Source organism: Pseudomonas sp. Pseusp9 (assembly GCF_059491265.1).
In genome coordinates, this window is sequence record NZ_CP168500.1 from 3,606,773 (window position 1) to 3,628,670 (window position 21,898).

Annotated in this window: 16 protein-coding genes; 11 read left to right on the forward strand and 5 right to left on the reverse strand. The window is 60.1% G+C overall.

Features of this window, described 5'->3' with window-relative positions:
- Position 1: 1 nt before the first annotated feature.
- From ACEN8E_RS16105 to ACEN8E_RS16115, 3 genes are all read left to right on the forward strand, one after another.
- Positions 2 to 1,576: an arylsulfatase gene (locus ACEN8E_RS16105; RefSeq protein WP_495588944.1), complete on the forward strand. Its 1,575-nt coding sequence runs from the start codon at positions 2 to 4 to the stop codon at positions 1,574 to 1,576.
- Between the two features lie 185 nt (positions 1,577 to 1,761).
- A complete protein-coding gene (locus ACEN8E_RS16110) occupies positions 1,762 to 4,275 on the forward strand; it encodes a fused MFS/spermidine synthase (RefSeq protein WP_495588945.1) in 2,514 nt (837 codons plus the stop codon).
- A gap of 157 nt (positions 4,276 to 4,432) precedes the next feature.
- Positions 4,433 to 6,799 carry a tetratricopeptide repeat protein gene (locus ACEN8E_RS16115; protein ID WP_495588946.1) on the forward strand — a complete coding sequence of 789 codons (2,367 nt, stop codon included), beginning with the start codon at positions 4,433 to 4,435 and terminating at the stop codon, positions 6,797 to 6,799.
- A gap of 106 nt (positions 6,800 to 6,905) precedes the next feature.
- Here ACEN8E_RS16115 and ACEN8E_RS16120 read toward each other — a convergent pair whose 3' ends face one another.
- A complete protein-coding gene (locus tag ACEN8E_RS16120) occupies positions 6,906 to 7,400 on the reverse strand; it encodes a hypothetical protein (protein ID WP_495588947.1) in 495 nt (164 codons plus the stop codon).
- A 158-nt stretch (positions 7,401 to 7,558) separates the two neighbouring features.
- Between ACEN8E_RS16120 and ACEN8E_RS16125 the strand changes: the two genes are divergently transcribed.
- Entirely contained in the window at positions 7,559 to 8,251 is a 693-nt protein-coding gene (locus tag ACEN8E_RS16125) for an aspartate/glutamate racemase family protein (RefSeq protein ID WP_495588948.1), read from the forward strand.
- Between the two features lies 1 nt (position 8,252).
- Here the strand turns inward: ACEN8E_RS16125 and ACEN8E_RS16130 are convergent, their stop codons facing one another.
- The 3 genes from ACEN8E_RS16130 to ACEN8E_RS16140 form a co-directional block, all read right to left on the reverse strand.
- Complete coding sequence (locus tag ACEN8E_RS16130; protein ID WP_495588949.1) at positions 8,253 to 8,774, reverse strand: GNAT family N-acetyltransferase; 522 nt, start codon at positions 8,772 to 8,774, stop codon at positions 8,253 to 8,255.
- An 84-nt stretch (positions 8,775 to 8,858) separates the two neighbouring features.
- Complete coding sequence (locus ACEN8E_RS16135) at positions 8,859 to 9,839, reverse strand: LysR substrate-binding domain-containing protein (protein ID WP_495588950.1); 981 nt, start codon at positions 9,837 to 9,839, stop codon at positions 8,859 to 8,861.
- Positions 9,840 to 9,912: 73 nt separating this feature from the next.
- Positions 9,913 to 10,353 (reverse strand): carboxymuconolactone decarboxylase family protein, encoded by a 441-nt coding sequence (locus ACEN8E_RS16140; RefSeq protein WP_495588951.1) that lies wholly within the window; start codon positions 10,351 to 10,353, stop codon positions 9,913 to 9,915.
- 203 nt (positions 10,354 to 10,556) lie between these two features.
- Here ACEN8E_RS16140 and pdxR point away from each other — a divergent pair, with 203 nt between their 5' ends.
- The 5 genes from pdxR to ACEN8E_RS16165 all read left to right on the forward strand — a co-directional run bounded on the left by pdxR (position 10,557) and on the right by ACEN8E_RS16165 (position 14,810).
- Positions 10,557 to 11,990 carry a MocR-like pyridoxine biosynthesis transcription factor PdxR gene (gene pdxR, locus ACEN8E_RS16145; RefSeq protein ID WP_495588952.1) on the forward strand — a complete coding sequence of 478 codons (1,434 nt, stop codon included), beginning with the start codon at positions 10,557 to 10,559 and terminating at the stop codon, positions 11,988 to 11,990.
- 123 nt (positions 11,991 to 12,113) lie between these two features.
- Positions 12,114 to 12,407: a putative quinol monooxygenase gene (locus ACEN8E_RS16150; RefSeq protein WP_495588953.1), complete on the forward strand. Its 294-nt coding sequence runs from the start codon at positions 12,114 to 12,116 to the stop codon at positions 12,405 to 12,407.
- Between the two features lie 334 nt (positions 12,408 to 12,741).
- On the forward strand, positions 12,742 to 13,152 hold the full coding sequence (locus ACEN8E_RS16155; protein ID WP_495588954.1) for a cupin domain-containing protein: 411 nt from the start codon (positions 12,742 to 12,744) through the stop codon (positions 13,150 to 13,152).
- A 228-nt stretch (positions 13,153 to 13,380) separates the two neighbouring features.
- Positions 13,381 to 14,091 (forward strand): ATPase, encoded by a 711-nt coding sequence (locus ACEN8E_RS16160; RefSeq protein WP_495588955.1) that lies wholly within the window; start codon positions 13,381 to 13,383, stop codon positions 14,089 to 14,091.
- A 143-nt stretch (positions 14,092 to 14,234) separates the two neighbouring features.
- Positions 14,235 to 14,810 carry a hypothetical protein gene (locus ACEN8E_RS16165; protein ID WP_495588956.1) on the forward strand — a complete coding sequence of 192 codons (576 nt, stop codon included), beginning with the start codon at positions 14,235 to 14,237 and terminating at the stop codon, positions 14,808 to 14,810.
- A gap of 84 nt (positions 14,811 to 14,894) precedes the next feature.
- On the opposite strand, the gene ACEN8E_RS16170 is transcribed toward ACEN8E_RS16165, so the two are convergent.
- Entirely contained in the window at positions 14,895 to 19,787 is a 4,893-nt protein-coding gene (locus tag ACEN8E_RS16170; RefSeq protein WP_495588957.1) for an NAD-glutamate dehydrogenase, read from the reverse strand.
- 504 nt (positions 19,788 to 20,291) lie between these two features.
- Between ACEN8E_RS16170 and ACEN8E_RS16175 the strand changes: the two genes are divergently transcribed.
- Together ACEN8E_RS16175 and ACEN8E_RS16180 are read left to right on the forward strand one after the other, a co-directional pair.
- Entirely contained in the window at positions 20,292 to 20,645 is a 354-nt protein-coding gene (locus ACEN8E_RS16175; RefSeq protein ID WP_495588958.1) for a hypothetical protein, read from the forward strand.
- Positions 20,646 to 20,933: 288 nt separating this feature from the next.
- Complete coding sequence (locus ACEN8E_RS16180; RefSeq protein ID WP_421140906.1) at positions 20,934 to 21,893, forward strand: AAA family ATPase; 960 nt, start codon at positions 20,934 to 20,936, stop codon at positions 21,891 to 21,893.
- Positions 21,894 to 21,898: the final 5 nt, after the last annotated feature.

Below are 21,898 nucleotides of genomic sequence, written 5' to 3' on the forward strand. Positions count from 1 at the left end.
TATGACTGGCATACGCAAATGGTTACCGAAGGCGGCATTGCTGGCGGCTTCGGTGATGGCGTTCTCGGCAACTGCCGGGGCCGCCGATAAACCCAACATCCTCGTTATCTTCGGTGACGACATCGGCCAGACCAATATCAGCGCCTATTCCATGGGCGTGGTCGGCTACAAGACCCCGAATATCGACCGGATTGCCAAAGAAGGCATGATGTTCACCGACTACTACGCGGAGAACAGCTGCACCGCGGGTCGCTCGACATTCATTACCGGGCAGTCCGCACTGCGCACCGGCCTTTCCAAGGTGGGTGTGCCGGGCGCGCCGGTCGGTTTGCAGCCACGGGATGTGACCATTGCCCAGGCGCTCAAGGCTCATGGCTATGCAACGGGGCAGTTTGGCAAGAACCACTTGGGGGACAAGGACGAGTACCTGCCCACCAACCATGGCTTTGACGAGTTCTTCGGCAACCTGTACCACCTCAATGCCGAAGAAGAACCCGAGCGCCCGTACTGGCCGAAAGATGATCCCGCATTCCTCAAGGCGGCCACTCCCCGGGGTGTGATCCACAGCTTTGCCGATGGCAAGATCGAAGACACCGGCGCGCTGAACAAAAAGCGCATGGAAACCATTGACGACGAAACCACGGCAGCCGCCCAGGCGTTCATCGAGAAACAGGCCAAGGCGGACAAACCGTTCTTCGTCTGGATGAACACTACCCGCATGCATGCCTTCACCCATGTGCGTGAATCCATGCAAGGTCAAAGCGGCATGCCTGGCAACGAGTATGCCGACGGCATGCTCGAGCATGATGGCGACGTGGGCAAGCTGTTGAAGACGCTGGATGACCTGAAGATCACCGACAACACCATCGTCGTCTACACCACCGACAACGGCCCGAACCAATGGTCTTGGCCGGATGCGGCGACCACCCCGTTCCGCAATGAGAAGAACTCCAACTGGGAAGGCGCTTACCGGGTTCCGGCGATTGTCCGCTGGCCCGGGAAGATCAAGCCGGGAGAAGTGTCCAATCAAATGTTTTCCGGACTGGACTGGTTCCCGACGTTGCTGGCCGCGGTTGGCGATGCCGATATCAAGGACCGCCTGCTCAAGGGTGCCGATGTCGGCGGGAAAAACTTCAAGGTGCATCTGGACGGTTACAACCAGCTCGATTACCTGACCGGCAAGACCGACAAGAGTGCTCGTACCGAGTTCTACTATTTCAACGATGACGGTGCGCTGGTGAGCATGCGTTACAACGACTGGAAGTTCGTCTTCTGCGAGCAACGTGCACCGGGCGGCTTCAAGGTCTGGAGCGAACCGTTTACCTGCCTGCGTGTGCCCAAGCTTTTCAACTTGCGCATGGACCCCTACGAACGTGCCGATACCGTGTCTGACCAATACTATGACTGGCTGGCGAAGAACGACTATCTGCTATTCCAGGGAACCATGAAAGCTGCAGCGTTCCTGCAGACCTTTGTCGACTACCCGCCAAGCCAACGCCCGGCGAGCTTCAGCATCGACCAGATCCGCGAGGATGTTGACAAGAAAATCGAGGAAAAAATGAAAAACGCCAAGTAAGGCTGCTCGACCGCCGCTCGCCCTCAGCGGCGAGCGGCCCTGTTTTTGACTTGTGACTGCGTCGGCTTTATTCGCGAGCAGGCTCGCTCCTACAGGGGCTCGCATTCCAGATGTAGGAGCGAGCCTGCTCGCGAAGGGGCCGACAAGGTCACAGGTTTTTTCGAACCGGAACAAGGCAACCCGCAATGACCTCACGTGTCGCCAGCAAGTCGTCGGCCATACCTGTCCACCACGCCACCTCCCCTGCGCTGTTGATCCCCGCCCTGTTGCTGTTCGTCTCCGGTGCCGCGGCGCTGGTGTACCAGGTGCTGTGGATCAAGCAGCTGTCTCTGGTAGTGGGCGTCGAGGTGTACGCCATCACGACCGGCATCAGCGCTTTTTTTGCCGGGCTGGCCCTGGGTGGACTGCTTTTCGGTCGTTGGGCGGACCGCTTGCAGCAGCCGGTGCTGCTGTACGCCGGGCTGGAAGTAGCGGTCGCGTTGCTGGGGGTTGGCGCGACTTTCGCCATGAGCCTGGCGGCCAGCCCGTTTGCCTGGCTGGAACAGCAGATCGGCCTGCTGGCCTGGGTGTTGCCATTCACTCTGGTCGGCATTCCGGCGTTGCTGATGGGCGGCACCTTACCCGTGCTGGTTCGCTCCCTGGCTTCTGCCCCGCAACACCTGGGCAAGGCCGGAGGACAGCTGTACGCCGCGAACACTGCCGGGGCCATCGCCGGCACCCTGCTCGCCGGGTTCGTGCTGATTGCCACTTTCGGTGTACGCGGCAGTGCCCTGGCCGCCGCCATGCTCAACCTGCTGGCCGCCGCTGGCGCCCTGTGGTTCCAGCGCCGTCGTTCGCCTGCGGGCGATGCGCCGCTCAAGCACCACGCCGACAAAGCGCCGGATCGCCTGGCGTTGTGGCTGTATTCGATTGCCGGTGGCGTGGCCCTCGGTTACGAAGTGGTCTGGTCGCAATCGATCGTGCAGTTCATGAGCACCCGCACCTATGCCTTCGCCGTGGTGCTGGCGACCTATCTCACCGGGCTGTTTCTCGGCAGCGCCCTGCTCGCCCGCCGGGTCGATCGCCTGCGCGATCCCTGGGGTGTATTCGGTCTGCTGATTGCCAGCGCCGGTTTGATCGCACTGCTGGAAATCGCCTTGCTCGGGCGCTGGCTGGTATTGGCCCAAAGCGTGGTCGAAGCGTGGGTGTTGTCGCTGGGTGCCAGTGAGTTGCTCGGCATGAGTGCACGCTTCGCGGTGGCGGCATTGAGCATCGTGTTTGTGCCGACCGTACTGCTTGGCGCGGCGTTCCCCGTGGCCCTGCGCTTGTGCGTCGGTCGTGACCATGTGGGGCGCAATGTCGGTGAAGTCGTGGCGTTCAATACCCTGGGCGGGATCATTGGCGTGATGCTCTGCGGCTTCGTGCTCATCCCGCTGCTGGGGCTGGTGCGTACGTTGGGGCTGCTGGCGATCATCGCTGCCGGGATTGGCTATTTGGCCGTGCGCAAGGGCCATGGGGTCAAGAAAGGACGCCGTCAAGGCGTCATCGCGGTCGGTCTGCTGTCGGTGGCCGTGGCGCTGCTGACGCCGGTGGGCAAACTGGCCAGCCTGCTGCCCGGCGCGCGCAACGGCACCCTGGCCTTCTACGAGGAGGGGCGCGGCGGCACCGTCGCCGTGGTCACCCAAGGCAAGGGGCAGAAGGCATTCCAACGCTTGTACATTCAGGGCGTATCGAATACCGGCGACGCCATGCCTTCGCTGCGTTACATGCGGATTCAAGCGCTCCTGCCGCTGCTGATACACAACGGTGAGCCGCGCTCGGCGCTGGTGATCGGTTTTGGCACCGGCATCACGGCCGGCGCCCTGACCCGTTATCCCGGCCTCGAACATCGCGTGGTCGCCGAACTGCTGCCTTCGGTGGTCAAGGCCGCGCCGCTGTTCAAGGGCAACTTCAATGCCGCCACGGATCCCGGCGTGGACGTGCGCCTGCGCGACGGTCGCCAGGAACTGCTGCGCAACCCGCAACGCTATGACCTGATCACCCTCGAACCACCGCCGCCCTCCGCAGCCGGCGTGGTCAACCTGTATTCCCGGGACTTCTACCAATTGGCGGCCAGTCGTTTGCAGAAACAGGGCCTGGTCGCCCAGTGGCTGCCACTGCCCACACAGAACATCGACGATTCGCGCTCGCTGGTGCGCAGTTTCCTCGATGCCTTCCCCTACGCCAGCGTGTGGACCAGCGAGTTCCACGAGATGCTGCTGGTGGGCTCACTCGAGCCGATCGAACTGGATGCGGCGAAAATCAGCCAACGCTTCCAGCAGGACACGGTTCGCAGCACCTTGCAGGATGTCGGCATTGGCTCGGCCGCCGCACTGCTCGCGACCTGGGTAACCGATCGCAACGGCCTGGAACGCTTCGCCGCGGACGCACAACCGGTGACCGACGATCAACCGCGCATCGAATACGCACCCTGGGTGCGGGCCAGGGAGATCACCCGCGTGCTGCCGGCGCTGCTGGACCTGCACATCGCCCCGCCGCTGGTGAATGCCGACGCCGGGTTCATCGAACGGATGAACACGCACCAGCAACGCCTGATGCAGTTCTACCAGGCGAGCCTGCATGCCTATGATGGCGACCGGGATGCCTGGGCCAGGGACATGCGTGAGGTGATGCGCGGGGATGGCGGGAATCCGTACTTCCGGTGGTTTGGCGGTGAATGAGTTGATGCCATCGCGAGCAGGCTCGCTCCCACAGGAGAACGCGATGGGGCCATCAGCCCAAAGCAATGCCATTTGACACACACCAGCCATCCGGCAAAGCTGCATCGAGCTTCAACGCGCACCGCAAGGCAATCGCACATGGACCATGGAAGTCGCAATGCCGAACCATAAAAATAAAGCTGCAAGCCCAAACCCTGATTCGCAACCGACCCTGATCAACCGTTATCTGTTCCCCGTCACCATCGGCATCCTGCTGCTGGCGGTCGTGGGCATCGGCTGGTTCTTGCTCGGCAGCAAGCCAGCCCCCGTGGCCTACGCGCCAGCGACTGCACCCGCCGTTCAACCCGCCAAACCACAACCCCAACCGGTTGCCGTGGTGCCGGCGACAATGGTCGACGAGCAACAGTGTCAGGGCTGCCACAGTGCGCAGGTCAAGGACTGGCAAGGCTCCCATCACCAATTGGCGATGCAGGAGGCCAACGCCGAAACCCTGCTGGGCGACTTCAACAACGTCACCTTCAAGGCGGAAAACGAAACCACCCGTTTCTCGCGCAAGGACGACGGGTTCTGGGTCAACACCCCCGGCATCGATGGCAAAAACGCGGATTTCAAAGTCGCCTACACCTTTGGCATCGCCCCCTTGCAGCAATACCTGATCGAGGTGGGCGACGGTCGCCTGCAAGCCCTGGGCGTGGCCTGGGATACCGAGAAGCAGCGCTGGTTTCACCTCTATCCGGGCCAGGGCGTGACCTTCAAGGACCCGCTGCACTGGAGCAAACCGAGCCAGAATGCCAATTTCATGTGTGTCGAGTGCCACACCACCGGTTACAAGCGCAATTTCGACGCGGCGAAAAACACCTTCGACAGCCGGTGGAACAGCCTCGGTGTCGGCTGCCAGGCCTGCCACGGCCCGGCCTCCAACCATCTGGAGTGGACGGCGAAGAAAGGCGATCTGATCCATGCCGGATTTGCCGTCGACCTCAAGGACAAGAACGCCACCGTCGAAATCGAAACCTGCGCCCGCTGCCACTCGCGCCGTGCACCGCTGGGGGACGGGTTCACGGTCGGCAAGCGCCTGATGGATGATTACCTGCCAAGCACCCTGACCCGTGAGCTGTACGCACTGGACGGCAAGATCAAGGACGAAGTGTTCGAACACGGTTCCTTCGCCCAGAGCAAAATGTTCGACAAGGGTGTGCGCTGCAGCAACTGCCACAATCCCCATAGCACTCAATTGAAGGCACCCGGCAACGGCGTCTGCCTGCAATGCCACAACACCGCCGGCAAGACGGCGGTGGAAGGCGTCGACGGCAAGGGTCTGCAAGCGAAAAACTACGATTCCATCGAACACACCCGTCACACCATGGGCCAACCGGGTTCGCAATGCGTGGATTGCCACATGCCCGGCAAGTTCTACATGGGCAACGACTTTCGGCATGACCACAGCTTCAGCATTCCCAACCCCGAGCGGGCGAAAAAACTCGGCACGCCCGACGCCTGCCTGACCTGCCATCAGGGCAAGACGGGTGACAAGGTCACCGAGCAGTTCAAGCTGTGGAACACCGCCAACGCCAGCGCCGTTCAAGCCCCTCGCTACGACGAAAGCCTGTGGCTGATTCGTACCGGTCAAGCCGGTGCGGCGCAGGCGCTGTTCGAGCAACTGCAACGCAGCAATCTGCCGGCGATCCAGCGCGCGACGCTGCTCGGCGAATTGTCGCTGTATCCGAGCGAACAGGCGTTGAAACTGGCCACCAGGGACCTGAAAAACGCGGCGCCGCAAGTACGTGAGAGCGCCATACGTGCGCTCAGCGCATTCCTGCCGCCACCGGAACGCGCACCGCTGCTGACGCCGTTGTTGAGCGACCCTGTGAGAGCCGTGCGCATTGCCGCCGCCCGGGACCTGCTCAGCGTGGCGCGCAACGGCCTGGGTACGGCCCAGGACAGCTGGAATGCCGCCATCGGCGAATACGAGACCGTACAGAAAAACCTGCTCGAACGCGCCGAAGCCAACCTCAATCTGGCGATGCTGTATCAGGCCAGTGGTCGCAATGCCGAAGTCGAAGGATTGCTGCGCACAGCCCTGCAACGCGATCCGGATTTTCTCCCGGCGCTGGTCACCCTGGTGCAATGGCTGGAGGCCAACGGACGCAGTCAGGAAGGCCATGCCCTGCTGGGGCAAAGCCTCAAGGACCATCCCGACTCAGGCCTGCTGCAACACACCCAGGGCCTGGCATTGATTCGTGCGGGCCAGGCCGCGCAAGCCATGCCATACCTGCGCAAGGCCGCGCAATTGGAACCACAGAGCGGACAGTTCGGCTACGTACTGGCGGTGGCCCTGCATGACAGCGGCAAGATTGACCAAGCGTGCGCAGAACTGGAGCGGTTGTTGAAAGAACAACCGGCCAACCGCAACGCACGGCTGTCGCTGATCCAGTATTACCTCGACAGCGGCCAGGAGCCCAAGGCGCAAGTGCTGTTGCAGGGCTGGAAGAGAATGAACATGGGGGACCCGGCGTTGAAGTGACGGGAGATTCCTGTAGGAGCGAGCTTGCTCGCGATGAGCGACTGATCTTCAACATCCATGTTGACTGACAGCTATCGCGAGCAAACTCGTTCCCACGGGGGTTGGGTTATCCGCGCTCCCGAGGAATCAGACTCTGCAACTGCTGCGCGAGGAAATCCCCATCGAAGACAAAGGTGTCCGGATCTTTCAAACCGTTGGTCTTGCGCCATTGCCAGGCATTGAACGGTGGCAGGCACACCAGCGAAACACTGCCATATCGCGCAGCCGTAAAGCCCATCACGGCCACCGAGATCTGCCCGCCGGCCCCCATCACATCCGGTACGAACTCCACCGGTTTGCCAACAATCACGATGGACAGCTTCTCGGTCTTGAATGTCGATGTCTCGACGGGAATGCTCGGTCCCGAGGCGACATAGGCTTCACGGCTCAGCGCCAGCAGGTTGGGCGCCTGCACCGGCTCCAGCCACTGCTGGATCTGATCGAACAGGTCACCGATGCGTGTCGCCCATTCGGCCGACTGCGACTCAAACACTTGTTTCTTGTGGGCTTCGCTTTCTGCATAGTGGCGAAGCATTTCGCCCAGTTGCTGTACGTCATCCATTGCCGTGTTCCTTTGATTGCAGCGGTACTACGGACATTCAGCATGGCAGATGCGTGATGCCGGTGTGCGACTAACAGCCAGGAGGTATGTCGGGGGTTTACGCAATGGCCTGTTCGCGGGCACTGTAGTCACCCGTCAGCCCTGAACAGGAGCACAGCATGCGCACCATCGGCCTAATCGGCGGCATGAGCTGGGAATCCAGCGCCGAATATTACCGTCTGATCAACCAGCAGGTTCGTGACCGCCTCGGGCCGTTGCGTTCAGCGAAATTGCTCATGTACAGCGTCGACTTCGGCCCTGTCGAACAGGCCCAGCACGCCGGTCGCTGGGACGATGCAGCGCTGATCCTGGTGGATGCCGCGCAGCGCTTGCAGGCAGGCGGAGCCGATTGCGTGGTGTTATGCACCAACACCATGCACAAGGTTGCCGGGCAGATTCAGGCCGCCATCGACATCCCCTTCCTGCACATCGCCGATCCGGCCGCTCAGGCCGCGGTCGAGGCCGACGCGTTGAAGGTAGGCTTGCTGGGCACCGCGTTCACCATGGAGCAGGACTTCCTCAAGGAACGCCTCGCGGCCCGGGGCTTGACCGTACTGGTGCCGCAGGCCGAAGAACGCCAGGCCGTGCACCGGATCATCTACGACGAATTGTGCGTCGGCGTCATCAGCGAAGCTTCACGCCGGGTGTATCAACAGGTCATCGCGGCGCTGGAGCAGCGTGGCGCCCAGGCGATCATCCTTGGTTGCACGGAGATCGGCATGCTGATCAAGCCCGAACACAGCCCCCTGCCCTTGCTCGACACCACCGGACTGCATGCGCAGGCGGCGGTGGCGTTCGCCCTGGGCGAGTGACTCACCCGGCCTTGGGCGGGCGACGCAGGCGCGCCATGCTCAAGGTGTCCACCAGCACGCCGTCGCGTACGGCGTAATCACGCAACAGGCCTTCGGTTTCGAAGCCGAACTTGCGATACAGCGCAATGGCCGCTTCGTTGTCGGCATACACCGAAAGCTCGATGCGCTGCAGATTCATCCAGTTGTCGGCGATATCCAGCGCCGTCGCGAGCAGCTTCGAGCCCACGCCCTTGCCCTGCCACTCCACCGAAACGCCCATGCCGAAACTGCCGGCATGGCTGCGACGAATGCGCGAGAACTGCTCCAGGCCGATGTTGCCGATGACCGTGCCTTGATGCAGGGCCACCAGTTTCACCAGGCGTTCGTTATCCAGCGCCAGGCGGCTGCGCCAGAGTTCGCTGGACTGAAACGGCATTTGCAGGGTCTGCCGGGCGATCTGCGGGTCGTTGTACAGCGCCGTGATGCCTTCGATATGGGACTCGTTGAAACGTTCGAGCGTGATGACAGGTTCAGTGGCTGGCATGGGTGGATCATCCTTGAAGCAGACATGGCCGTTCACTCTATAACGATACCTTCGGCTGTGGCGAGAACCGATGTGGGATCGCGCTCAGCTGTCGAACCACTCCCGGCGCTCGCTGAAGGTGTTTTCAATCAACTCGACGAGCATCCGTACCTGCGCGTCGCCCTCGGAATGGGCGTTGAGCGCCATCCACACCTGACGCTGCATCGGCTGGCCAAACAAGCCCGGCAAGGCAATCAGGCCGCGGTCGAAATGGCTCATGTAGTGCGGCAGCAGGCCGATGCAGGCACTGCAACGGATCATCTCCAGCATCAACTCGTAGGATTGCAGCTGCACCGCTCCAGCCAGGCGCTGGTCGACCAGTGCATTCCATGGCCGGAAGCTTTCAACCTGGCAGTCCTGCCGCCATTGCACCAGGAGAAAATCGGCCAGGTCATCCAGGCATTCCGGCCTGGAAGTAACCCGCGAGTAGCGCTTGGCAACGTGCGGCAGGTAATCCAGTCGCGCCAGAAGCCGTGGTTCAGTGGTGGCAAAGCTCGGCCCCGGTAACGGCGATCCGCTCTCGCCCAGCCATACCACCACGTCGGCGCTGACCGCTTGCAACGACAATTCGCTGTCGAGCGTGATGATGTCCAGCCGCACGCTGGCATTGCGCCGCAGCAGTGCCACCAGATCACGTCCGAGAATGTCATGCAGAATCGAATCCGCCACGGCCAGCCGAATCAACGGCTGTTCGATCACCGGCAAATTCCGCTCATGGGCCAGGGCGATCATTTGTGCGTGCAAGCGCAAGCCATCGCGACTGAGGCTGAAACCATTGTCTGAATGATTGAACAGTGAGCACTGCAGCTGTGTCTCCAGCAGCACCAGTTGCCTGCGCAGGCGCGTGGCCTTGATATTGAGACTGCGGGCAGCCTGCATGAAGCAACCGCAACGGGCGCTGACGATGAAACACTGCGCCAGTTCAGGGTCGATAGCCGCTGCCAACTGACGCCAGGATGTGGTTTTATCAACGACTGCACGATACTTGGCAGCCTCCTGGTGGGTGCTGGTTTCCATGAATGACATCGAGGACTCCCTGTCGATCTGACAATGACCGCTCTATCCTGCGGATCGTTCGTGAAACTGCTGTGACAGGGACTCAGGCGCTGGGTGTTTGCCGAAAGCTCACCGCCAGGCGATTCCAGCTGTTGATGGTGGTGACGGCGATGGTCAAATCGACCATTTCGCTTTCACTGAACTGCTCTCGGGCCTGGGCGTAGACATCGTCCGGCACGCGGCTTTCCGAGAGCAAGGTGACCGCCTCGGTCCAGGCCAGCGCGGCTCTTTCCCGGGGATTGAAAAAATTGCTGTCGCGCCAGACCACAATGGAATACAGACGCCGGTCGCTTTCGCCCAGGCGCCGTGCATCCACCGAGTGCATGTCGGTGCAGAACGCGCAGCCGTTGAGCTGCGAAGCGCGGATCTTGATCAGGTGCAGCAGCGCCGGTTCGATACTCAAACTGCTGGTCAGGGCCTCCATGGCGATCATGGCTTTCATCGCTTTGGGGGAAGCGCTGTAGTAATCCAGACGGGGGGTCATGGCGCGGCCTCATGGATCGGACAGGTTTGTCCAAGGTAGGGGTTGGCACAGCAAGGTTACAGATCCAATTCGGCGAAAAATCCGTGGACCAGCGAAAAGCACGCCAATTGGCGGTTTTTGCGCCACGCAACTTCTGCGCTGCAGCTCATGCGGGTAATCTGGCGCACAGTCTTTGCCTCGTTCACCCAAGGAGCCTTGCCGGTATGGAACTACATGTTGTCATCAACGGCCGCAAGGATCTGGCGGGCCAGTTGTACAACCAACTGCGCAGCGCCATTGAATCCGGTCGTCTGGCAGCAGGGACGCAACTTCCACCGAGCCGCTTGCTGGCCGAACAGCTGGGCATTTCGCGCAAGACCATTTCCGATACCTACGCCCAACTGACCTACGAAAACTTCCTCACCGGCGTGATCGGCAAAGGCACCTACGTCAACGCGCGGGTGTCGAAAGTCGAGCGCAAGCAGAACCCCTCGGAGCTGGCCGGTTACGAAGTGATCGAATCCTGGCGCAACCTGCCGGTGTTCCTGCGTCACCCGACACTGGAAGGCTCGCTGCGCTACGACTTTATTGGTGGCGCCACCAGCAAGGGCCAATTCCCCCAGGACGACTGGCGGCGCTGCACTTCCCACGCCTTGCGCCAGATCGCCGCGTCCAAAGGCTTCTACAGCCTGCCGGAGGGTTTGCCGGCCCTGCGCAATGCCATCGCCCGGCATATCGCCTTCTCTCGCGGGGTCAACTGCGAGGACGAAGACGTGGTGGTGTGCAACGGCGCACAGCAGGCCCTGGACCTGATTTCCCGGGTGCTGACCCGGCCGGGCAGCATCGTCGCCATGGAGGATCCCGGTTATCCGCCGGCACGCCTGTTGTTCGGCACCCACGGTGCCACGGTGATCGGAGTGCCGGTGGACGCCGAGGGCATCCAGGTGGACAGGATTCCCCTCGGGACACGGCTGATTTACGTCACCCCTTCCCACCAATTCCCGCTGGGCATGCCGATGAGCCAGGAGCGCCGCGTTGCGCTGCTGGCCAGGGCCCATGAACTGGGTGCGATCATCATCGAGGACGACTACGACAGCGAATTCCGCTACGAAGGCCGTCCGACTGACTCGCTGCAAAGCATGGATGAGCGCGGGATTGTCGCCTACGTCGGGACCTTCTCGAAAACCCTGCTGCCGGAGCTGCGCCTGGGCTACGCGATCCTGCCGCCGGCCATTCTCGATGCGGTGGTGCGCGCCAAGCAGCTCACTGACCTGCACACCTCCACCCTGCCCCAATGGGCGCTGGCCAAGTTCATCGCCGAAGGCTGCCTGCTCAAGCACATCCGGCGTTGCCACACGATCTACGCCGGTCGACGCGATCGGATTCTGGCACGCATGGCCGGTGATCTATCGCCATGGTTTGAAGCGGTACCGACCATGGCCGGTTTTCACATGGTGGTGATGTGCAAAGTGCCGATCGATATTCCATTGGTGATCGATCTGGCGAAAAAAGTCGAAGTCGGGCTCTATGCCATCGACAGCTTTTTCTATCAGCAAGCCCCCCAGGCCGGGTTTTTCCTCGGTTTCGGCGCCATAGAAACCCTGGACATCGACATCGCCCTGGATCGTTTGCGGGACATTTTGCAACAGGTTGCCTGACAGATTGGTCTGCGGCTTTATCCGGCGATTGGCTATTGGTGGTCCCGGGGTGCAGGCCTATCCTGCTCAGGTGTTATCCCTCAATGAGCAGGATACGTCCGGCCTGATTCAGGAGTGTGAGCAATGTTCAACAAAGCGATCAATACCGTAGAGGTGCAGGCTGTCGCCGGCCGCTCGGACGAACTGGGCAGGCAACTGCAAAAGATCGTCGAAACCCTGCGCGAACTGCCGGGGTGCGAGTCCTATATGGTCGACCGCTGCCCCGAGGACAGCAATCGCTGGACGGTCAGCGCCCACTGGCAGTCGGAAGCGGCCATGCAATCGCATTTCAACAATCCTCGGGCTCAGGGCTTCATCGACTTGATCGATTGCCAATTGGCCAGCGCCGTCGACTTCAACAGCTTTCCAATCCGCTAAGCCCCCCTGTAGGAGCGAGCCCGCTCGCGATGGTCGTCAACGATAACGCGTGCTTGCAGATGAAACGCGGTGTTTCTGAATCCATCGCGAGCAGGCTCGCTCCTACATTGGTCCCCCGCTGAATACCCCTTCCCCTGTAGGAGCGAGCTCGCTCGCGATGGTCGTCAACGATAACGCGTGCTGACTGATAGAACGCGGCATTTCTGAATCCATCGCGAGCGAGCTCGCTCCTACATTCATTGGTCCCCTGGCCTTCCCGAATATTGGCTGTTTGTTTGTCACCCGCAGCGGACTAGATTTGTCCCTGACAACTCATCCAACGCAGGTAATGAACATGAATGTTTTGCGCTTCTGTGCCGCTTCCCTTGTTGCCCTGACCCTGACCGCTTCCGCTTCGGCATTTGCCCACGACCCCTCGGAAAAGGTCACGGTGCTGCAGGACCAGATGTTGAAAAATGTCCCGGGCAAAAAAGCCTTGATGATCGAAGTCGACTACAAGCCCGGCCAGTCGTCCATCGCTCACAAGCACGAGGGCACAGCCATGGCCTACGTTCTTTCAGGAGCAATCACTTCCCAGGTAAAGGGTGAAAAAGCGGTCACCTACAAGGCAGGTCAGTATTGGTACGAGCCTGCCGGCTCGGAACACCTGGTCTCGAAAAATGCCAGCGCCACCAAGCCTGCCAGACTGTTGGTGTTCATGGTGCTGTCGCCGGACGAGAAAGTACTGATCCCATTGGAAAACTGATGGCTAAACGTACATCCATAAATAAAAAGGCCCGAATCATTGAATCGGGCCTTTTTATTTCTCACGGCAATTAACCGCACATATTTAAACCCAATCAAACTATTGGCCACCCGACAACTACAGAAATTGGCTATTTCAATCGAGCATTCGAGGTTTAGTCTGGAACAACTGCCGGACACCCCGGCAACTAAAACTTCCCGACTCAAGTTGTTTCACTGGAGAAACACCATGAAACTTGCGCTTGCCAGTACCTTGACGATGACTGTATTGATAACCGGCTGCTCGATTCCCACCGCACCTTCATCCGTATCTGCATTGAATGGCCTCTTTAGCGAGCCGGTTGGCCGCAGCAGCGCTACGAGTGTTCCCAACGGCAGCCATGTCTCGCTGGGGGTTGTCTACAGCCAAAACACCCAGACTAACCGTGCTTACCTGCAGGATTATCAGGCCAACGCCGGCACCGGCTTCGGCCAGAGCCTGCTGGTGCAGCCGATTCATGATGCCTACGTTGCCACCTCCAGGCCCGATCTGGCGGTGGACTGGGTCAAGGCCTCACTGCAACGCCAGTTCGGCTCGGTCACGGTTTATCCGGACATGCAAAGCCTCAAGGCGGCAAAACCGGACGTAATGGCGGTGGTCGACACTCGCAGCCAACTGATGACGTCGCGCAGTTCGGATATTCAGGCGGATGTCAGTGCGGATTTTTACGACAAGCACCTTAACTACATCGGCACTGCACAAGGCCATGACGCCAAGGCACTCAGTCCGGTGTGGGCCGACTACAAGCGCAGTGAAGAGATCGTTGCCGATATTAATGAACAACAGAATGTGCAAGTCAGGGCACTGCAAAAATTTGACCAGTCGCTCAACAATCTATTGACCACGCCAACAAGTAACGCCTCAATGATCTACAAGGCGAAAGAGCATACATCGTATTGAAACCGCAGCAATCATTGCGAGCAAACCCGGACCGGGAGGCGAAGGGTTTGCTCACAAATAATCAAAATAATATTTTTTAAATGGCGGTATCTTTCGCTTAGCGCAACAGCACCAACAACCATCTGTAGACAAAGGACGTCTTCATGACTAAAAACGAGGAAAGATCTTTCATTGCGCGTATAACTTGCAATGGAATCGACATGACATTTTTTGACCAGATATTAAACCCTGGTCACTTTGCATATAATAGAATAACACCTCGCCTACCACCAAATATAGTGACTACCTTTGAGGTCCGTGACCCGTTCGACCTAGATGAGACTAGTATAATCGCTGGCAATACAACAACCGTGGTCATACACTTCAAGTGTTATGACGACTACTACAACATGCAAATTCTAAGCGAAGCCTACTATCAAAAATATTTCAGCAAGGATGGACAAGGTGTCCTGGGCGCCTTCCCGGCTGCTGGCGGTGATACCACCTCCTTCAATTTGCTGGATAGCAATCACCAGATCATTACACTGGATGATTTGAACGCTTCTAAAGCGACCGTTCATTTAAAAGCACGTAACGCCGGAATAATCAGAAAAGAAATCTGGCGAGATCCGGCCTACAGCACTTGCTTTACCGATAAAACCGGAGACATCGCAACGTTCAAACTGGAGATTCTGGAAAGGCATACCGTGTCTCCACAAAGTTCATTACCTTACACTTGATTGATCAATTCATGGGCCAACCATCGTGACACTTAAAAAAAAACCCGCATCTCTCGATGCGGGTTTTTTTCATTCAACGCCTGATCAAGCCGGTTCCAGCTCGGCGGCGGCAGCGGCAGGCACCACTGCTTGACCGCTCAACGCCAGGTCCAGCAGTTCACGGTTGGCCACCGCGTACATGGCGTAGTCGGTGCCGCTGGCGGCACGGATCTCCACCAGCATGGCGCGCCAGCGCTCAATCATGCCTTCGTGCTGCGCCATCCACAGCTCCAGACGTGTTTCGACGTCCAGCGTGCCGTTGCCCTGTTGCAGGACCGAGATGGTGATCGCACGTTGCTGCCAGTCGACGTCATCGCGGAACGCTTCACGGGCCAGGGCCTGCCAGTTGTTTTCAACCGGCAGGGCACTGATCTGTTGCAGGTACCAGGTGATATCCAGTGCGCTGCCCACGGCGAAATACGCCTTGGCCACGTCGGCAGGATCCTGGCCGGTCACGTCGGAAGCCTCGATGATCGGCAGCAGCGTATACAGGTGCGTGGTGCCAGCCACCATGCGTGCCAGCAACTCCGGCACACCGGCTTCGACGTACGCCTGGTAACGGGTCTGCCAGGTTTCACGGATCTCGCCACTGAGCAATTCGTCGAGCTTGAGACCCAACGCCGCCAGATGCGGACCGAAGTGCGCGACGTCACGGGCAGCGTTCTGCTCGTTGCGACGGGCACGCAGGAACCAGCGCGTGGCACGACGGCCCAGGCGCATCAGCTCGTCCATCAGCTCCAGTTGCACGTCGGCGGAAACCTTGTAGTCGAGGTTTTCGATCTGACGGAACCAGTGCGGGAGGTGGAAAATGTCACGCACGATCACATAAGCGCCAGCCACGTTCGCCGGGCTCATGCCGGTCGACTCTTTGAGTCGTTGAACGAAGGTGATACCCATGTGGTTGACCAGATCGTTGGCGATCTGGGTGCTGACGATTTCGCGCTTCAGGCGGTGACGACGCATCGCCGCGGAGAACTTGCTCACCAGGGTCGGCGGGAAAGCGGTTTCCATGTCGCGGGTCAGGTAATCGTCGTCCGGCACCAGGGAACCCAGCAACTGCTCCTTGAGGTCGATCTTGCTGTACGAGATCAGCACCGACAGCTCGGGACGGGTCAGGCCATGGCCTTCAGCGATACGCTCGTTGATCGCGTCTTCAGCCGGCAGGAACTCGATGGCGCGATCCAGCTTGCCACGGCCTTCCAGGTCGTTCATCAGGCGCTTGTATTCGGCAATCCGCGGCAAGGCACGACGAGCGGCCAGGGACAGGGCCTGAGTCTGCTTGTAGTTGTTGCCCAACACCAGGCCACCGACTTCGTCGGTCATGCTCGCCAGCAACTCGTTGCGTTGCTTGGCGGTCATGTCGCCGGCCTGAACCACTTCGTTGAGCAGGATCTTGATGTTCACTTCGTGGTCGGAGCAGTCCACGCCACCGGCGTTGTCGATGAAGTCGGTGTTGGAACCGCCGCCATTGAGGCCGAACTCCACACGACCCAGTTGGGTCATGCCGAGGTTACCGCCCTCGCCCACCACTTTGCAGCGCAGTTCGTTGCCGTTCACGCGCAGTGCATCGTTGGCCTTGTCGCCGACATCGGCGTGGCTTTCGCTGCTGGCCTTGACGTAAGTACCGATACCGCCGTTCCACAGCAGATCCACCGGCGCCTTGAGCAAGGCGTTGAGCAGTTCGGTCGGGGTCAGCTTGTCGGCTTCGATGTCGAAGCGCTCTTGCATCTGCGGGGAGATCGCGATGCTCTTCGCGCTGCGCGAGAAGATGCCGCCGCCTTCGGACATGATGCTGGTGTCGTAATCCGACCAGGCCGAACGTGGCAGGTCGAACATGCGCTGGCGCTCGGCGAAGCTCGATGCCGGATCCGGATTCGGGTCGATGAAGATGTGCAGGTGGTTGAAGGCTGCAACCAGTTGCAGCTTGTCGGACATCAGCAAGCCGTTACCGAACACGTCACCGGCCATGTCGCCGACACCGACCACGGTGATGCTGTCTTCCTGGACATTGATGCCGCGCTCGCGGAAGTGGCGCTGTACGCCGACCCACGCGCCCTTGGCGGTGATGCCCATTTTCTTGTGGTCGTAACCGGCCGAACCGCCGGACGCAAACGCATCACCCAGCCAGAAGCCGTAATCGATGGCAATGCCGTTGGCGATGTCGGAGAAGGTCGCGGTGCCTTTGTCGGCGGCCACTACCAGGTACGGGTCATCGTCGTCATGGCGCACGACGTTGGCCGGCGGCACCAGGGCGCCGTCTTTCAGGTTGTCGGTGATGTCCAGCAGGCCCGAAATGAAGATGCGGTAGCAGGCGATGCCCTCGGCCGCGATCTCGTCACGGCTGCCGCCCAGTGGCAGGCGACGCGGCAGGAAGCCGCCCTTCGCCCCCACCGGCACGATGACCGAGTTCTTCACTTGCTGGGCTTTTACCAGGCCCAGGACTTCGGTACGGAAGTCTTCTTCACGGTCGGACCAGCGTAGGCCGCCACGCGCAACGTTGCCGAAGCGCAGGTGCACGCCTTCGACGCGCGGCGAGTACACGAAGATTTCGAACTTCGGTACCGGCTTCGGCAGCTCGGGAATCAAGTGCGGGTTGAACTTGAAGCTGAAGTACGACTTGTTATGGCCGTTGGCATCGGTCTGGTAGAAGTTGGTGCGCAGGGTGGCCTTGATCAGGTCCAGGTAGCGACGCAGGATGCGGTCTTCGTTCAGTACCTGTACGTCGTCCAGGGCGCTGTGAATCGCCTGTTCCAGACGTTGCTGCTTGTCTTCCAGATCGTCGCCGGACAGCTTGCGCGCCAGGTAGAAGCGGGTCTTGAACAACCGCGTCAGCTCGCGGGCGATGTCGGTGTGGTTGTTCAGGGTGCTGGCGATATAGCCCAGGTCGAAGCCCAGACGGATCTGCTTCATGTAGCGGGCGTAGGCACGCAGCAGCGCCACGTCGCGCCATGGCAGGCCGGCGGTCAGTACCAGACGGTTGAACGCATCGTTCTCGGCTTCGCCACGCACGATGTGGACAAAGGCGTCCTGCAGGGTGTCGTTAAGCTGCTGGATGTCGAGTTCCAGGCCTTCGGCGGCGGTGAACGCAAAGTCGTGAATCCAGAACTCGCGGCCATTACTGTGACGCAGGTGATACGGGAACTCGCCCAGCACGCGCAGGCCGAGGTTTTCCAGGATCGGCAGGACGTCGGACAGTGCCAGCGGGGTATCAGCGTGGTATAGCTTGCAATGCAGCTGGCGCTGACCGGCGGTCTGGCCCAGCGGCTGATAGAAGCTCATCACCAGCGGGTTTTTGTCGCTCAGGCTCAACAGGTGCTGCATGTCGACCACAGCCGAATGCGCGGCGAAGCGCTCGCGGTAACCGGCCGGGAAGCCTTTCGGGAAATCGGCCAGTACGTTGGTGCCCTGGGCTTCGCCGAAGCTTTCGACGGTCAGCGCGGCGTAATCGTCCTGCCAGCTGCGGCAGGCCTGCACCACTTCTCGTTCCAGCAGCAGCGGGTCGATGTCGAGGCGGTTTTTCGGGTCGACTCGCAGGATCAACTGCACGCGGGCCAGTACGGACTCGGAGAAGAAGGTCCAGAACTCGCAATCGGTCGCTTTCAGGCGATCCATCAGTACTTGCTGGATCTTCTGCCGCACTTCGGTGGAATAGATGTCACGCGGCACGTAGGCCAGGCAGTAGCAGAAACGGCCGTACGGGTCTTTGCGCAGGAACACGCGAATCTTGTTGCGTTCCTGGATCTGCACGATCGACATCACGGTGCTGAACAGCTCGTCCACCGGAGTCTGGAACAGATCGTCGCGCGGCAGCACTTCGAGCACCTGCGCCAGTTCCTTGCCCAGGTGAGCCTTGGCCTGGAAGCCGGAGCGGCGTTCGATTTCCTCGACCTTGCGGCGGATGTACGGGATCACCCGCACGCTCTCGCCATACACCGACGAGGTGTACAGACCCATGAAACGGCATTCCTTGATGACCTTGCCGTTGGCATCGATTTCGCGGATCGACACGTAATCCGGGTAAGCCGGACGGTGTACACGGCTTGGGTGCGCGGCCTTGGCGAACGACAACAGGGTTGGTTCGCGCAGGTAGTTCACGGCGTAGTCTTCGATGCGCAGGTCATCGTAGGTCAGGCCGGCACGCAGCAGTTTGGTCAGGCCAAGGAAGGAATCCTTGTCGTAGACGATGTGGCCGCCATCGGCTTCGTCGCTGACCACGAACTCTTCGTAGCCGAGGAAGGTGAAGTGGTTGCCCACCAGCCATTCCAGGAAGCTCTTGATTTCGCTCTTTTCGTCGGCGTCGATGGCGAACTGGCTGTTGTCCAGCTTGGTCAGGATGTCCTGGACCTTGGTCTTCATCGGTTCGAAATCGCCGACGGCAACGCGAACTTCACCGAGCACCTGCTCCAGCTCTTTGCTCAGGACATTGAGCTCGGCGGTGTTGGCGCAGCGGTCGATTTCCAGGTACATCAACGACTCTTGCAGAATGTCGTCGCCCTGGGTGCCCTTGGGCAGGATTTCCAGCAACTCGCCCTTGCTGCCACGACGCACGCTCAGCACGGTGGTTTGCAGGGTATGGATGCTGTAGCCGCGGCGATTGAGCTCGGTACGCACCGAATCCACCAGGAATGGCAGGTCGTGGTGCAGCACTTCGACCGCCGTGTGGGTCGACTGCCAGCCGTGGCGTTCGTAATCGGGGTTGAAGACGCGCACTTGCGGTTGCGCGTGATCGAAGCGCTCAAGCAGGCGCCATGCAGAAAGGGTGCAGCCAGCAAGGTCGGACAACCGACGCTGGGTCAGCTCGTCAAGGGAAATGATGCCGAAGAATTGTTCAGCGAACAGCGCCACTTGTGGCAGTGCCTGTTCACTGATGTGCTGCGCCAGTGCCGCTTGCAGTTGGTGCTGGAAGTCGGCTTTGCTGGCTGCGGTGAAGAACGCCATCTGTGGTACTCCGCTTGGGCTTGTTATTGATGAAAGCGTCGCGTGCAAAACCCCGTTCAGGGGCTACCCGTCACCCTGTTCCTGATTCTCGGGCAGAGGAAACAGGGCGACAGGTGGGTGAAGCCGGACGAGACACTCAGGTCACATTCACCTTCCGTGAATGGGCATCTGCAAAAACGACTGGGCTGCGTGCAGCGCAATGTCTTTACGGGTGCTCATCCGTTGCGCAGCTTAACGAGTGCGGCAAGGCCCGTGCTTGCGGTGCTGCGACATATTCGGTCATCGGCACGCAGCTCAAGGCATGCGCATCGAACAACACTAGCATCCGCACAGAAAAATGACGGTTTTCCGTCCGGTTTTACGGGACATACGTACCAGAAATGACCAGTAACACTCTGCCCGTTCGCGACCCGGTCATTGACACGTGGACGAGCAGAAATGCTCTCGGGCTGGCAGAATCGCTGTTTGTTGCGTTTACCACGCCCGTCGAGCCAGGAATTACTCATGAAAATGAAAACCGCCCTCTTGATCGTCAACCCTTGTGATGATGAAGAAGACAACATGGCCATGCTGTGCTGCCACAGCGAACAGGGCGAAATGTTCCTGATGAGCCGCTACCCCGATGAGGACGAGCTGGAGATCACCCTCGACGGCGAACCCTCGACCCTGGACGGCGTGAAAGTCACCCTGAGTCCTTCCCTGCTGAAGATCGAAATTGCGGCGGCGGATGCTGATGCGTTGAATGGGGATGATGTGCTGGAGATCACCTTTGATGCCGACATGACCGATCTGGCCGAGCTGGAAGAAACGTTGCAGAACATTCTCAACGGCACCGGGACTTATATCCGCCAGCTCTAGACTTCAACAGCTGTGCCGGCCTCTTCGCGAGCAGGCTCGCTCCCACAATTGATCGCGTCTTTTCTGAAGGAACCCGGTTACCTGTGGGAGCGAGCCTGCTCGCGAAGAGGCCCGGAGAAACACCGCCACCCAACAAGCAGTGCAAACTTCCAGCAACTTTGCCAATCATTTCCCGCACTTTGCACAAAATGCCGTTAGTCGCCGCCCCCCACGATGGATTAAAGTAACGCCCCCAGCCCTGGCGCATTTCGAACGTCCTCGGCCACCCTTTTGCAGGAACAGTCATCGATGGAACATCGTGAAGCGCTGCTCGCGCTGCGAACCTTTCTTTCAACGCAGATTCTCGGCCAGGAAAAACTCATCGAGCGCTTGCTCATCGCCCTGCTCGCCGACGGCCACATGCTGGTCGAGGGCGCTCCTGGCCTGGCCAAGACCAAGGCCATCAAAGAACTCGCCGAAGGCATCGAAGCCCAGTTCCACCGCATCCAGTTCACCCCTGACCTGTTGCCGGCCGACATTACCGGTACGGAAATCTACCGCCCGGAAACCGGTAGTTTCGTGTTCCAGCAAGGGCCTATCTTCCACAACCTGGTATTGGCGGACGAAATCAACCGCGCCCCGGCCAAGGTCCAGTCGGCACTGCTCGAGGCCATGGCCGAGCGTCAGGTCAGTGTCGGGCGCAGCACCTACGAGCTGTCGCCCCTGTTTCTGGTGATGGCCACGCAGAACCCGATCGAGCAGGAAGGCACCTACCCGCTGCCGGAAGCCCAGCTCGACCGCTTCCTGATGCACGTGAAGATCGGCTTCCCGGACGCGACGGTTGAACGCAAGATCCTGCAACAGGCCCGTGGCGAAGCGCTCAATGGCGAAACCAAGCCCGAGCGCCGGGTCAGCCAGCAGGCCATTTTTGCAGCGCGCAAGGAAATCCTCGGCCTGTACATGGCCGACGCCGTGGAGGAATACCTGGTGCAACTGGTCATGGCCACCCGCACCCCCGCCAAGTTCGACCCGGAAATGGCCGAATGGATCGCCTACGGCGCGAGCCCGCGCGGATCGATTGCCCTGGACCGCTGCGCCCGCGCCCACGCCTGGCTCGCCGGGCGTGATTTTGTCAGCCCCGAAGATATCCAGGCCGTGCTGTTCGACGTGCTGCGCCACCGCATCATTCTTTCCTTTGAAGCCGAAGCCGCCGGCATCGACCAGGACCGGGTGGTCCAGCGGATTCTCGACGTCGTAGCCGTCGCTTGACCCCG